The organism is Desulfitobacterium hafniense DCB-2, from assembly GCF_000021925.1.
GTDB lineage: Bacteria > Bacillota > Desulfitobacteriia > Desulfitobacteriales > Desulfitobacteriaceae > Desulfitobacterium > Desulfitobacterium hafniense.
Genome location: NC_011830.1, coordinates 1596409 through 1610358, shown reverse-complemented (window position 1 = coordinate 1610358; position 13950 = coordinate 1596409). Strand labels below are relative to the sequence as shown.

Here is a 13950-nt window from a genome sequence, read left to right as displayed (position 1 = left end):
ACTTTCCTGGAGATTTCCTTTCAGCTTAACATGAAACAGGCCGCCGTAGTTGAACGGCGGCCTGTTTAAGCCATAAATGTTACATCGTCATCGTCCAGAGGGATGATAAAAATGATATCCCCATGAGCAACGCTGGCAAAATCATAATTATTACCATGATAATTTTTACTTAGGTTATTTATTCAAACTTATAGTTGCCGCTGGCATCAATGGTAATCTTATTGTCCAGGGTTATTACATTAGTATAGCCTTCAGCCTTCAGATGAGCCTGAGCTACTTTCGCACGGGCGCCTACCGCGCAATGAACCAGGACTAAAGCATCTTTGTTGGGAATGGCTTCCTTCACTTTGGCGATGGTGGCGGCATGATCCACAGTGAATTGATCTCTGACACCGAAATTCAAAGCGCCTTCAATATGTCCGGCATCATATTCACTCTTGTCACGGGCATCGAGGACATAATATTCTTTACCAATCGTTCCTTGCATTTTTGCTACCCAGGCATCCGGCTTAAGCTGCTCGGAGCTGGCAGTAATTTTCGTGGCGCCAAAATAGCCTTTGGCATCAAAAGCAGTCCAGCCGTCAAGGGCAAAAGCATTGACATAGCCTTTGTCTAAGAAAGCTTGAAGATTCTTTTTCGCTCTGCCCCCGGATTTGCAATGAACGAGGACGACGGCGTCTTTAGCTACACCTTGCAGTTTTTCGTCGATAACATCGGTATTGCCGGTGCCAAGGGTGGCATTGGCATCGATGTTGATGGAGCCTTCCAGGGCTTTTTCCAGCTTGATTTCATCAGGAGTTCTTAAGTCGACGATGTAGTAATCCTTGTTAATGGTCCCTTTCATTTTGGCTGACCAATCATCCCAGCCTAAGGTGTTGGACTCTACGGTAGGAGCAGTTGCCGCCGGTTGTTCAGGCTGCGCCGGGGTTTCCGGTTTAGCAGGTTCCTGACTTGCCGGCGGTTGGGCAGGCGTGGTGGATGCGGGTGCAGAGCCGCAGCCGGTAACGAGACTGAGAACAAGCAGCAGAGAGATGACCAGTGTTAAGGCTTTTGATTGTTTTAGATGTTTTAACATTCTTTTTCCCCCTTTTTTATTTAAACTGACTCGTAATGAGCCAATTTAATTCAGAAACCTGGCCGGTTCAATCATTTCCTGCAAAGGTCCATGCTTCTGATCCTGATTCAGGAAAGCTTGGAGAAGGCCTTCTAATTCAGCAAGAGCCGCCATGAAAAGGCGTCCATTGACGGGAAGAGCTTCAATAGCCTTTTGCAGATCCGGCAGCCAGTCGAAATGGTCCCGGCAAAACTGCTTAGCCTCTTTTTCAAAACCGCCCCCCACCAAAAAGGCCAGCAATTCCAAAAGAATGATCAGGTGGTCCGGCATCATCGTGTATTCAGGCGGGATTTCCAGGCCAAAGGATTTAAGAATATGCTGAACATGGTGTGCGGAATCCCCCATCAGGTACCCTTTTTGAGCTTTAAAGGACACTTGAAAGCTTTCATCCCCGGTCCAGGGCTTGTAGATCGATTCAATGGGCGGGGCAAAGGGCTTCTGGACTCCTAAGAAGCAGTGATTATAGGCAGTCACCCACTCCTCATAGGTCAGGGCATCCTGCTTAAATTCGCTTTCTCTGGGCAGCCCTGCTCCTTGACTTAGTTCTTTTACCTGCAGATCGACAAGCCCCTTGCGGACCGCTGCACAGAACTCCTCATCAGGGAAAGTGAAAAACTCTGCCAAAAGCTGCAGCAAATTCTGTAAGGCCTGCCGGGAGGCACAGGTGTTATTCATAGTTACACCTTCATTTTCGTTTAATGATGAGAATCCAGAGAAAGTTTGCTTTCGGCATAATCGAACACCAGGATAATCAAGCCTACAGCCCCTATAATCAGAGACCATTCACTCCAGGTCGGTGCATAAGCATTGAACACATGCACAGCCTTGGCCGCCGCGTCGGTCAATTGCAAGGGCACCACTTGGCCGGCGTAGACAAAGTCCAGTCTGGAAAAGAGCAGGCCAAGCATGGTCAGGATTCCGGCCCAGAAGGATAGCCCCGGTGATGAGAATTTAGATCGATAGAGAATCAGCAAGGGAGCCACAATTCCTACCAAGACTTCCATCAGCCAGAAAGGTACTGCCATCGGACCGGATATCAAGGCTTGAGCGGCCTGAGCCACTGCCTGATTGCCGCTGCCCAGGGATGTGCCTACCTTGATGGCCTGGAAGAGCGCAAAGACAAGCAACCCACCGGCTAAGATCTGACTGAGTGTGCGGGCAAGGTCTTTGCCCTGAGGGTTTTGTGAGAAGGACCCCGGGGATTCTTTTCCGGATAGATAATGAATCATGGTCAGCACCGCAGCACCGGAAACCACTGCCGAAACCACCATATACGCCGGATAATAATACCCGTCCCAAAAGCTGCGGGTGGTAGTGAAACCAAACACTCTGCCTAAATTGATGATGGCGGATAATTTAACGATCAAGGACACATAAGCAATTCCGGTAGCGGCTTTGTGATTGTTTTTCATGGTGAAAAAGAACTCACCGAACAGCAGCACCAGATAGAACCCATAAAAGACTCCCATCCAAAGGATTGGGCTGGACAAATTAGGCGAAAGCAGGAGGTATACCATCTTAAAGGGATTGGACAGCTCCACGGCCAGCACGATGAAAGCGGCAAGCAGCAGGAGTATGGAGGCCAGCAGAGCGCGCTTGGAGAGAACTTCGAATTTCCTGATGCGGAAGACATGGCCTAAGGAACCCACCAGCCCTGTCCCGGTAGCGGCCACGGCAAAGAAGACATAGCCGGAAATCAAGGCTCCCCAGGGAACGTCCGGGCTGACGCCAAAGGCATGTTCCCCGCTGATCAGGTACTTATTGATGGCTCCCGCCACGGCAAAGGCCAACAAAAGAAGAGACACATAGGTCCAAATACTTCGCCGATACTTTCTTTTTTCCATGGGCTCACCTCCTTAAATACGTTTACTCTTGGCATAGTAGATTCTCGGCTTGGTCTGGAGATCAGCCCGGAGTTGGATAAGGTCTTGGTTCTTGAGCAGTTCATGAAGAGGGCTGCCGGGGTCGTCCAGGTCGCCAAAAACGCGCACATCGTTCATACAAGTGGATACGCAGGCTGGTGTTTCCCCATTGACCACATACTCGGCACAGAAGCGGCATTTCTCCGGCACTCCGTGCTCATTGATGACCCGGGCATTATAGGGGCAGGCTACCATACAATATTTACAACCAATGCACTTCTGGGCGTCAATTAAAACAATTCCATCTTCCCGCTTGTAAGTCGCCCCCGTTGGGCAAACCTTTTGACAAGGAGCGTCGTCACAATGCTGACATTGAACGGGGGTAATCAGCCGCTGCACCTTGGGATATTTCCCTGTCTCCTGTTCGATGAGGCTGTTAAACTTCAGAGTTGGCGCTAACCCCCACTGGGTCTGGCAGGCGATTCGGCAGGCATTGCAGCCTGTGCAGCGGTTGGGGTCAATGAACATTACATAGTCAGCCATCATTTCCCCCCCTTTGTAATGGTCACGATGCATTCCTGTCCCATCACATGACCGGTCTTCTTATCGATACGGGCAGGAATAAAATCGTTGTAATTCACACCCTGGCCATAGCCAAGTTCCAGTTTTTCAGAAAAGGTCCCGTAGGTTGAGGGCAGCCAAACACATTCCGGGTGAAGGCCTTCCGTTATATGGACCTGCACCTGTTTGGAGGTTATATCACTGGACACTGTAACCCAATCCCCCTCCTGGATACCTAACTCACCGGCCCGGGAACTGTTCATCCACATATAGGTTCCCTTTTTCTCTTCGGTAATGGCCATTAAATAGGGGTTGTTGGTGGTCATGATGTGGGAATGCCAGGGTTGCTTGCCATGAATCAGACGAAATTGGTTGACTTCCGCCGGCTCCACTAGAGGGGGCACCCAAGTGGGTACACCCAGGTATCCTTCTTTTCTCCAGGCTCCTATAGAGAACTCTATTTTTCCGGTAAAGGTGCCGAAGGTTAAGCCTTCCTCTTTAGGCAGCACTGAGGGCATCAGCTCGATGCAGCCCTTTTCCCGCAGCTCATCCACACTGACCCCAATGGGACCCAGAGCCACCTCCAATTCTTCCTCCACGGTATAGCCGTAGAGGTTTTCGATTCCATAAGCCTTGGTCAAGCCTTTCATAATATCCAACAGATCGAGGCTTGAAGTGGTGCTCTCCAGAGCTTTAAAGCGGGTAGCCACTTGAGTAGCCGGCCAATAGATATTGCCATTGATGACCTTGGGATGTTCCGTCCGCTCCAGATAGTGGTTCTCAGGCAAAATATAATGGGCGGTGTAGAGAGAGGTCTCATTCCAGTCATAGGGAATGCTTACCACTAAATCCGCATTCTTAATCTTCTTTTGGTATTCCGGCTCAGGAGCTGAGCGCAAAGGGTTGTAGGAGTAGAAGAACACCATTCTGGCTCTGCCTTTTTCGATCATGTCGGGGATTCTTTGCGGAATACCCCGGGAAGGTTCCACTAAGGGATATTCTCCTACCTCACCGGCTCCGTCGGCTCGGATTCCTTTAGCGGCGACAGGTCCGTAATAGGTGGCCTCAGGATGACCAAAGGTGGTACTGGCGGCGGGGAACAATCCGCCGGCTTTCCAGAAGTTGCCCAGCAGAGCATTGATAATAATATTGAGCATCATGGTCTCATTGGAGTTTTGGTAATGGGCGGCCAATCCGTGATAGCCGGGATCCAGGAAAGCATGGGGAGCACTTCCGGCCAATTCCCTGGCCACTTCACGAATCTTATCGGCGGCGATGCCGCAAATCGTGGCTGCCTGATCGGCACTGAAGTCCTTATTATGCATCCAGAATTCGTCAAAGCCATAAACATATTGCTCCACAAAACTCTGATTATAAAGGTTTTCCGTAATCAAGGTGTGGGCGATTCCTAAAAAGAAAGCCAGGTCTGTGCCGGGCCGAATGGGAATCCATTCGTCGGCGATGGTCGCCAATTCACAGAAGCGGGGATCGACAACGATGATTTTTCCCCCTTTGGCTTTGGCTTCCGTGATCCGTTTCATAGCAGCGGGAATAATTCCCCCGGCATAGTTTCTGCCTACAAAGAGCATGGTTTTGGCCTGATCGAAGTCCGGATTAAACATACCGCCCACCATGTTTTGCCAGATGTTGGTTTTTGCTGAAAAGCAGGTCGCATAATGAGTTATATAGGTAGAAGAACCGATGATATCCATGAATTGCTGGGCATAACTTTCCTTGCCCCCATGGCAGGCCCAGACCATCTTGTCGCCGCCATGTTCTTCAACGATGGCTTTCATCTTCGCACCCACCTCCTGGAAGGCCTCCTCCCAGGTGATGGGTTGGAAATTGTTTTTGTTATCCACACGCTTCATAGGCTGAGTTACCCGTCCAGGGTTATACACATTCTGAGCAATTCCATGCCCCCGGGCACAGATATGCCCTCTGGATTTCATATGAATGTCGTTGCCTTCAATTTTCCACAATCTGCCGTTTTTCACATAGGCCCACACTCCACAGTAGCTGGAACAGCCATTGCAAAGGGATGGAACCCGTGTGACCTCTGCATGCTTAGCCTCTTCGGCAAAAGCTTGGAAATCCATCTTCAATGCTTGGGGCAGAGCAACGGCTGTCGTGGTCGCAGCAGCAAGTTTTAGAAACGACCGACGTGATATTGGCTGCATAACCTTCCCTCCTTGTCCGTAATTCATCAACCACAACCTGCCGCACCTGTACTCGGTGGGAGATAGTTCAACGGAGTTAATGGGTAATATTCCTTAACAAGGCTGTGCACCGGAACCGCCCCCGTGGCGGCTTCCTGAGCACTCCAATAACTCATGCCATACTTCAGAGCCACGCAATCATATCCCAAGGTGACCAGGCTCCGGGCGCCCTGGCTGGCATCCATACCGTCATAGCCGATTAAAACAATCCGTTGATCCGGTGAGTAGTTCTTAACCTGATCCGAAGCGGCCAGTTGGTCCAGCGGAATATTGACGGCTCCATCAAGATGCCCCTGCCGGTAATGCTTCGGTTCACGAATGTCCACCAAAAGATAGTGCTCTGCAGGCCCTTGCTGCAGCTCACTATCAAGTTCCTCCGCAGTAATGACTCCTTTATAATTCCGATCCAGATAGGTTCTGGTGGTGTGAACGATATACTCCTGGGTTTTCCCCTCAGGGTACTTAATTTCCGGAAGGGCATTCTCTCCAAGGGTTGCTGTTGTCATGTCTGTAACCAGGGTGTTATTGAGCGGTTGGGCAGGAAATGCCTCATAACCGGTGGGTGATGCTTCCTTGGTCCAGCTTTGCATGCCATAGAGAAGCGGTACCGCCTGATATCCCAACTGATTCCAGGTGGCTGCCGTTTGTGCCGCCAGATGGCCGTTATAGTCAATAACCACCAAGGTTTTGTCTTTAGGCAAACTTTCCAGCCTTTCCGGGTTAGAAGTTTGGGCGTAAGGTATGCTGACCGAACCTGGGATATTGCTGCTGACGAAATCCTGATTAGCTCTTATGTCCACTAAGAAGTAATGACCGTTACACTCCCGGACGATTTGATAAAGCTCTTCAGGCGTCATGGCGGTGACTTTATCCCCGGCCAGAAATTCGTCCACCACTTGCCTGACGGATTCAAACTGCTCCACCAAGGGCGCTTCACTAATGCCCGGATCAACCACAGTCGCCGGGCTTGTATTGGCACACCCTGCCAAAGCAAATCCAAGCAACGACACTCCCAGCAGAGTCTGGAATCGAATCCGATGTTTCATTGGCTCCCCCTCCTTTTTAATGTCCTCATATCTTGTGATAATACTCACATTCATAAAACGAGCAGTACCTTTGGTTCATTTAATGCCAGGATACAGAACTGCTGAGATACAGATGGATCTCTGACTTGTTCATTCCCTGCTCTTTATGTAACATTTATCACAACTCTCATCCTTATCCTAACATAACTCCCTTTACTTCATCTGTGACTAAAGTACAATTGTGAAGAAAATGTGAAAAGCATCCTTCCTCAGGCTTATTGGCAAGACCACAGGGCAGCTGATTTAAAAAAAGGTGAAGCGCAAGCTATGCCTGCCTTCACCTTTTCTAAGCTTTATTAAAACTATGCCAGCTGCTATTGAACGAGCTTTTCTAATTCCTTAGGATCTTTAATATCCAGACGTCCCCGTGATAAGGTTAAAATACCCAGCCGCTCAAACCCTTTCAACTCCCGGCTGATAACTTCCCGTGCTGTACCCAGCTCCCGGGCAAAGCCCTCATGGGTCATATAAACGGGAGAGCGTCCACCATTACTGCTGGCGAACAAAAGCTGAGCCAGCCGTTTTCTTACCGGAACAAAGGCAATACTGTCCACCACCTCCGTCGCCTCGAAAAGCCGATTGGATATATCGTTGATCACAAACCGATAAAAGGGTTCCGATTCGGCAAAAGACCGTGCGAAAAACCTGCGGGATACCCAAATGACCTTAACGTCGGTCTCAGCTGTAACCGTGACCGTGTTGCATTTAAAATCACCTAACACACAGGCCGCCGACAGAGGACAAATCCTGCCTTTAAAAATATGATAAATGGTTACTTCCCGCCCGTCCTCCGAATTCATAGCCACCCTCAGCTCTCCGGACAAAAGTAAAGCCAAGCCGTGGCAATAGGAACCCTTTTCCGCAATGATGGTACCGGCAGGGACTTCTTGAATATTTGAATGTTCCACCAAGGCCTCAATCTGCTTATAGGATAACTCTTGAGCAAAGCTGAAGGTTTCGATTAATTCCTCAACGATACCTTTAGTTTTACCTCTCATTTATCACCCTCCTCAATTTACTTGCTCTTGCTGTTGCCTATTCGACACTGAGCAAGGATTTCCCTTTTAAAACAATTCTTTAAAAGCAATTGACAATGACTTGCTTTTCATTATATCGTATTATATGAATATAATGATACAAAAAAATTAAAAAGTCCTATCATACAGAAAGGCGGTATCTCTTTGGATCATGGTTACGCAAAATACAATGAGGTCGCTGAATTGCTTAAAGTTTTAGCTCATCCGGTAAGACTTTGTATTGTGAGCAGGTTGCTGGAAATGGGGGAATGCAATGTAACCACCATGCATACTTGTCTCAATGCTCCTCAGTCCACCATATCCCAGCATCTGCAGAAATTGCGTTCCGCCGGCATCGTGGAATACCGCAGAAACGGTCTGGAGATCTACTACAAAATAAAGAACAAAAAAATCAGCCAACTTGTCAGCGATGTCCTTCAAGAAGTGTGAAAGAAAGGATTGGCCAACATGAAGAAAAAAGTGCTCATTGTCGGCGGAGTGGCCGGGGGAGCCTCCGCAGCGGCGCGACTAAGACGTCTGGATGAAGATGCGGAGATTATCCTCTTTGAACGTGATGACTACATATCTTTTGCCAATTGCGGATTACCCTACTATATCGGAGGAACGATTACGAAACGGGAGCGATTAATGGTTCAGACCCCGGAAGATATGCAGGCCCGCTTCAACATTGATGTGCGGATTCGCAGTGAAGTCATCCGGCTTGATGCCGCTAACAAGAAAGTTCTCGTCAGAAGTCAGTCCAGAGGAACCTATGAAGAGAGCTACGATGCCCTCATCCTCTCCCCCGGCGCTAAGGCTTTGCGGCCTAATATTCCCGGCATCGACAGCGAGAGAATCCTCACTCTCCGCAATATCCCCGATACGGATGCTATCAAGGGCCTGGTGGATCAGAAAGGCGTGCAGAGCGCCATTATCATTGGCGGTGGTTTTGTCGGAGTTGAAATGGCTGAAAACCTCAGGGAACAGGGATTGAATGTCACTCTCGTGGAAGCCGCTCCTCATATCCTCGCCCCCTTTGATACGGATATGGTGGTCCTTGCCGAGAAAAAACTGGTGGCCCACGGAATTCGCCTTATCCTGAACGATGGTGTGAAATCTTTTCAAGATCTGGAGAACCAGGTTGAAGTGACCCTGGCCAGCAATAGGAAACTCCAGGGAGATCTGATCATCCTGGCCATCGGCGTCATTCCTGATACAGGATTCCTCAAAGAAAGCGGTTTAGAGCTGGGGCCCAAAGGTCATCTGATCGTCAATGAACGTATGGCAACGAATCTTCCCCATGTCTATGCCGCAGGGGATGCTGTGGAGGTTCTGGACTATATAACCAAGACGAAAACGGCCATTCCTCTGGCCGGCCCGGCCAACAAGCAAGGCCGCATTGCAGCGGATAATATCGCCGGCTTAAATTCAACCTACAAGGGCACTCAGGGGACTTCCATCATCAAGATTTTTGAACTCACTGCCGCCAGTACCGGTGCTAATGAGAGAACACTGCAACGGGCTAATCTGCCTTATCACGTCATCCATATTCATCCTGTTTCTCATGCTTCCTATTATCCCAACGCTTACCCGATGACCCTGAAACTTATCTTTGGTGCCGATGGGAGGATTTTCGGCGCCCAGGGCATCGGCAGGGATGGCGTCGATAAGCGTATTGATGTCATCTCCACAGTCATCCGCCTGGGGGGTACTGTCGAGGACCTGACCGAGCTGGAATTGGCCTACGCACCGCCCTTCTCTTCAGCTAAAGACCCTGTGAATATGGCCGGGTATGTGGCTCAAAATGTCTTAACCGGCCAAGCTCATATGCTGGTATGGGATGATCTGAATAAGATCGACGAAGAATATACTTTTGTTGATGTTCGGACTAAAATTGAATTTGCCAAGGGTCATGTAGAAGGTGCTATAAATATTCCCGTGGATGACCTTCGCCAACGAATCCAAGAGCTGGATCCTGGAAAACTCATTGTTGTCTATTGCGAAGTGGGATTAAGAGGCTACTTCGCCGAGCGGATTCTTACCCAAAAGGGCTATCGGGTCTTAAATCTCACCGGCGGCTATACCACTTACTCTGTCCAGGGCTTTGATCCCAATCAAGCCTTGGATGACTACAAAAAAGATTTCAACCCTTACCCCTGCTGCGCCGACGAAGACATAATCGATCCCGATACCCAAAGGATCAAGCATCAATAGTTTTATAGATCAAACATCAATAGTTCCATAACGGTCATTTCCCTTAAAGAACAAGAGGGCTCTCCAATTATTGAGATGCCCTCTTGTTGTCATTTGCTTTCTGGGGAAGGTGTCGTCTGCAGATGATAATCAGGGTTGGTGATTTCAAAGTTGGAGCTGTTGATGCCTGACGTTACATATACCTTCTTATCGGCGGTGATGAATATCGCTTCCGTATCAGGAATCTTTTCAATCATTTTCATACCTTCCTCAAGGCCCAGCAGGAAGGTTCCGGTGGATAAGCCATCAGCATTAATAGATTCTTTCGTAATGATGGAAACACTGATCAACCCATTTTCCCCAGGATAGCCTGTATCCGGATCAATCAGGTGATGATAAACTTTACCACCTTCTTCGAAGTACCGTTCATAGGTCCCGGATGAGACCATGGTCTGGTCATTGAGCAGAACCACGCCCATGGATTTACCCCTGATTTCATAAGGATCCTGCAAACCAAGCCGCCAAAGGGAGCCATCGAGTTTAGTATTCATCGCCACAATATTGCCGCCAAGATTAACAATGGCGTGTTCGATCCCGGCCTCTTTGAGGATCTTTACCGCCTCATCCGCAGCATACCCTTTAGCGATAGCTCCTAAATCCACCACCATACCCTCTTGGTTCAGCTTAGCACTGGAATTGTCTTTATCGAGAATAAGATTATGATAATCCACCAAAGGCAGCTTTTTATTTATTTCATCAATACCAGGAACCCGGGCATTATCCGAGCCGATATTCCAAAGCTTGACAATGGGACCGACAGTGATATCGAATTTTCCTTGCGAAAGCTCAGCGAGATATTTTGCTTTCTCTAAAACATAAAATGTATCGGGGTTTATTTTCACAAACTCCTTACCGGAAGCTTTATTCAACTGGATTATCTCACTGTTCGGATAGTCATCATTAATCGTCATTCTTTGCTCAATATCGGTGAGACGATCAAAAACCCTCTGAAAGATTTCGTTATCTTTTATCTCATCGTAGATGGTAATCTTGGCCACTGTTCCCATCAAAAAAGTTGTTTCGACGACAGGTTCAAATTCCTTCACCTTGGTCTCTGCAGACAAGCATCCCACCAGGGAAAAGCTTAAACATACACAAATTAACATCACAAGCAGCCGAGATTTGAAGGATGACGGTCTTAGATTTTGCATAGTAGAAGAAAACCTCCATCTTTGCGAGTAATCATCTTGTCCCAAGCCTTATTATAGTATGAAACAGTGTTTTTTTATAGAAGAAAGAAATGAAGAAGCAGCCGAAACCGCTTCTTCATGGTCTTAGTATTCTTGCCTAAACCCTATTATTTGGCACCTTCGAGGGCCTTTTGCGCCAGTTTGAAGAACTCACCAACTGTTACGGATACTCCAGCGATATCATCGGAATGACCGGCATCATCCTTATAGTTGATCTTGGTCGGATCTTGGGTCTTTAAGAGATAAGCTTCGGCTTTTTGAGCTTGCACAGCCCATTCACCCTGGTTTCCAGGAGCGAGTTTGTAATCGCCCTCAGTGGATTGAACGTCTTTATTCGGCTTGGTAGCATCTTCGGGGATACCATTCCAATCCACACCGACAATCGTTCCGTTCTTAACGACGATACTGGTCATATACTTCCAGCCGCCTTTGAAAGCCTCTTCGGCAGCATAGTAGATGCCGTCTTTATAAGAACCTTGGGCAATGGGTCCTTTGTCTAAGGCAGCTTTAGCCAGGTCAAAGAACTCAACAACATGAATGGATACACCGGCGATATCGTCGGTATGACCGGCATCATCTTTATAGGTGATCTTGGTAGGATCCTGGGTTTTTAAGAGATAGGCTTCAGCTTTTTTGGCTTGTTCATGCCATTCCGCCTGAGCTTTACCTTTTTCTACCAGACCATATTCCCCGTCAGCAGATAAGGTGTCCTTATCTTTGCCGCCGTTAACATTTAAGCCGTTCCAATCAGCAGCCACGATGTTGCCGTTGATAACCGTCAGGCTGGCAAAGTATTTCCAGCCGCCGCTGCCATACATAGCATCCTCAGCATAGTAAGCACCGTCTTGATATGGGCCTTTGCCTACAGGGCCGGCATCCAGAGCTTGCTTGGCTAAATCAAAAAACTCATTGACATGAATGGATACACCGGCTATATCATCCGTGTGCCCTTCATTATCTTTAAAGGTAATCTTAGTGGGATCTTGGGTTTCAATCAGATAAGCCTCGGCTTTTTGAGCTTGCTCATGCCACTCAGCCTGAGCTTTTCCTTTGGCTACCAGACCGTATTGACCGGATGCCGAGAAGGTATCCTTATCGGGTCCACCTTTTTCATTGGCGCCATTCCAGTCGGCAGTAACAATTTTACCATCTTTCACTTCGATGGTGGCGGTATATTTCCAACCGCCATCAAAGTCGGATTGTGCAAAATAAATCCCCTCTTTATACTTTGCCTCTTGGGCAGGAGCCGGATCTTTAACCGCAGTAGCCGGTGTAGTTTGACCACCTGAGCATCCACTTAAAACAAGAACAGTCCCTAAGGCAATAACTGACGCTAATGATTTAATCTTTTTCATTTCCTTCCTCCTCCTTGTGAAACTACCTTTATACACTTTTCATTAAAGAATTAAGTTATTTAGAACAGCCCCTCTCCCTGTCCTCCTTCCCTTAGTCTCTATGAAACAATTCTGAGAAAGCTCTCGTGGAGAAAATGAAGATTACCACAAGCTTGCATATTCAATAGATGCATTTGCAATAGATGTCTCAGCAACATATGTAATTGCAATATTTGTCACAACAAGCTTTTCTCAAGTAGACTTTATCAAAAAGAGGTTTTGCTGTCAATACATAATTCAGAACTCTTTTAAATAATTATTAGATAAACAATTGTCTGAAAAATCAGCCGCCAGGACACAATTAAAAAACAGCGGGCAGGAATCCCCTTGGGAACCCTTACCCGCTGTTTTTCGATTACTTTTTAATTGTTTTCAAGTTTTCCAGCTCTATAGTATTATGCCGTTTTCTATCAGCCAAATCATCACTGCCAAGGCAAGGAAGCTGGCCAGAGCTACCCCATCCTTCAGGGAAAACTTAAAGTGATAATGATACAACTCCTCAGGACTCACTTTGTCAACATACTCCTGAATCTTATCAATTTTATCGAAGGAATCAACGATAAGATTGACGATAACCTGGGAAATCCCTTTTACATTGATTTTAAACTTACGCTTTCCTTCCCCAACCACTGTACGCATCTTATCTCCCAAGCTCTTCTTCACTTCAGAGCCTGTATCTTTCAGCTGGGCTACGATACACATGATGATTTTCAAATAGTCCTGAACCGGCAGCCCCAGCTTGTTTAACGGCAGGAAAAATTTATCCAGCATTCCTATAAAAGTCCTCATTGGGGTGGTATGGAAATACAGGATGCTGATATACCAAATCACAAAAAGCTTGAAAAGCCTTAGCAAAACCGCCCCAAATCCTTGGAAAGCAAACATTGGGTTCTGGGAAAAATGAAAAAAGACAGCATTCATCATCAGGCCAAAAAAATAGGGAATGAGTACGATAATCCCAAAGGAAGCCCCGCTGATCATTAAGGTGCGCAAATTAATCTTAAAAATCCAGGCAACCAGGATTAAATAAGCACTTAAAAGGCCAAAGCTTAAGGAGCTTCGGAACCAAAAGGGCATAACCATAAGCAGAATCGCCAGGATCAACTTGATCAGTCCATCCATCCTGAAGCATTCTGCTTTATTTAACCCCTTATTTTCCTCATCAGAATTCATTACCGTTAAATCCTTCGCCATAAACCACTCAATCTCTTCTCCAGTATTTCATCTTGCTTCCCTTTGCCATGAAATTCTATCCT

At 47.5% G+C, this 13950-nt stretch carries 12 protein-coding genes; 2 read left to right on the top strand and 10 right to left on the bottom strand.

Annotation, left to right across the window (positions count from 1 at the left end):
* Positions 1 to 178: 178 nt before the first annotated feature.
* The 7 genes from DHAF_RS07550 to DHAF_RS07520 all read right to left on the bottom strand — a co-directional run bounded on the left by DHAF_RS07550 (position 179) and on the right by DHAF_RS07520 (position 7839).
* A complete protein-coding gene (locus DHAF_RS07550; RefSeq protein ID WP_005817189.1) occupies positions 179 to 1075 on the bottom strand; it encodes a rhodanese-like domain-containing protein in 897 nt (298 codons plus the stop codon).
* A gap of 45 nt (positions 1076 to 1120) precedes the next feature.
* Complete coding sequence (locus DHAF_RS07545) at positions 1121 to 1789, bottom strand: TorD/DmsD family molecular chaperone (protein ID WP_005817190.1); 669 nt, start codon at positions 1787 to 1789, stop codon at positions 1121 to 1123.
* Positions 1790 to 1809: 20 nt separating this feature from the next.
* Entirely contained in the window at positions 1810 to 2958 is a 1149-nt protein-coding gene (gene nrfD, locus DHAF_RS07540) for an NrfD/PsrC family molybdoenzyme membrane anchor subunit (protein ID WP_015943483.1), read from the bottom strand.
* Between the two features lie 12 nt (positions 2959 to 2970).
* Entirely contained in the window at positions 2971 to 3519 is a 549-nt protein-coding gene (locus DHAF_RS07535) for a 4Fe-4S dicluster domain-containing protein (RefSeq protein WP_015943482.1), read from the bottom strand.
* Positions 3519 to 5717, bottom strand: a complete 2199-nt coding sequence (srrA, locus tag DHAF_RS07530) for a respiratory selenite reductase catalytic subunit SrrA (protein ID WP_015943481.1) — start codon at positions 5715 to 5717, stop codon at positions 3519 to 3521. Before srrA ends, DHAF_RS07535 begins: the two co-directional genes overlap by 1 nt.
* Positions 5718 to 5743: 26 nt before the next feature.
* On the bottom strand, positions 5744 to 6856 hold the full coding sequence (locus tag DHAF_RS07525) for a rhodanese-like domain-containing protein (RefSeq protein ID WP_018304949.1): 1113 nt from the start codon (positions 6854 to 6856) through the stop codon (positions 5744 to 5746).
* Positions 6857 to 7155: 299 nt separating this feature from the next.
* A complete protein-coding gene (locus DHAF_RS07520; RefSeq protein ID WP_015943479.1) occupies positions 7156 to 7839 on the bottom strand; it encodes a Crp/Fnr family transcriptional regulator in 684 nt (227 codons plus the stop codon).
* A gap of 183 nt (positions 7840 to 8022) precedes the next feature.
* On the opposite strand from DHAF_RS07520, the gene DHAF_RS07515 reads away from it, so the two are divergent.
* Together DHAF_RS07515 and DHAF_RS07510 are read left to right on the top strand one after the other, a co-directional pair.
* Positions 8023 to 8307: an ArsR/SmtB family transcription factor gene (locus DHAF_RS07515; protein ID WP_005817201.1), complete on the top strand. Its 285-nt coding sequence runs from the start codon at positions 8023 to 8025 to the stop codon at positions 8305 to 8307.
* A gap of 18 nt (positions 8308 to 8325) precedes the next feature.
* The gene (locus DHAF_RS07510; protein ID WP_015943478.1) at positions 8326 to 10071 is read left to right on the top strand and encodes an FAD-dependent oxidoreductase; all 1746 of its coding nucleotides are present in this window, start codon (positions 8326 to 8328) and stop codon (positions 10069 to 10071) included.
* A gap of 89 nt (positions 10072 to 10160) precedes the next feature.
* Here the strand turns inward: DHAF_RS07510 and DHAF_RS07505 are convergent, their stop codons facing one another.
* The 3 genes from DHAF_RS07505 to DHAF_RS07495 form a co-directional block, all read right to left on the bottom strand.
* A complete protein-coding gene (locus DHAF_RS07505) occupies positions 10161 to 11183 on the bottom strand; it encodes an FAD:protein FMN transferase (RefSeq protein WP_005817203.1) in 1023 nt (340 codons plus the stop codon).
* Positions 11184 to 11407: 224 nt separating this feature from the next.
* Entirely contained in the window at positions 11408 to 12655 is a 1248-nt protein-coding gene (locus tag DHAF_RS07500; RefSeq protein WP_005817204.1) for a hypothetical protein, read from the bottom strand.
* Positions 12656 to 13081: 426 nt separating this feature from the next.
* A complete protein-coding gene (locus tag DHAF_RS07495; protein WP_041271929.1) occupies positions 13082 to 13888 on the bottom strand; it encodes an energy-coupling factor transporter transmembrane component T in 807 nt (268 codons plus the stop codon).
* Positions 13889 to 13950 lie beyond the last annotated feature (62 nt).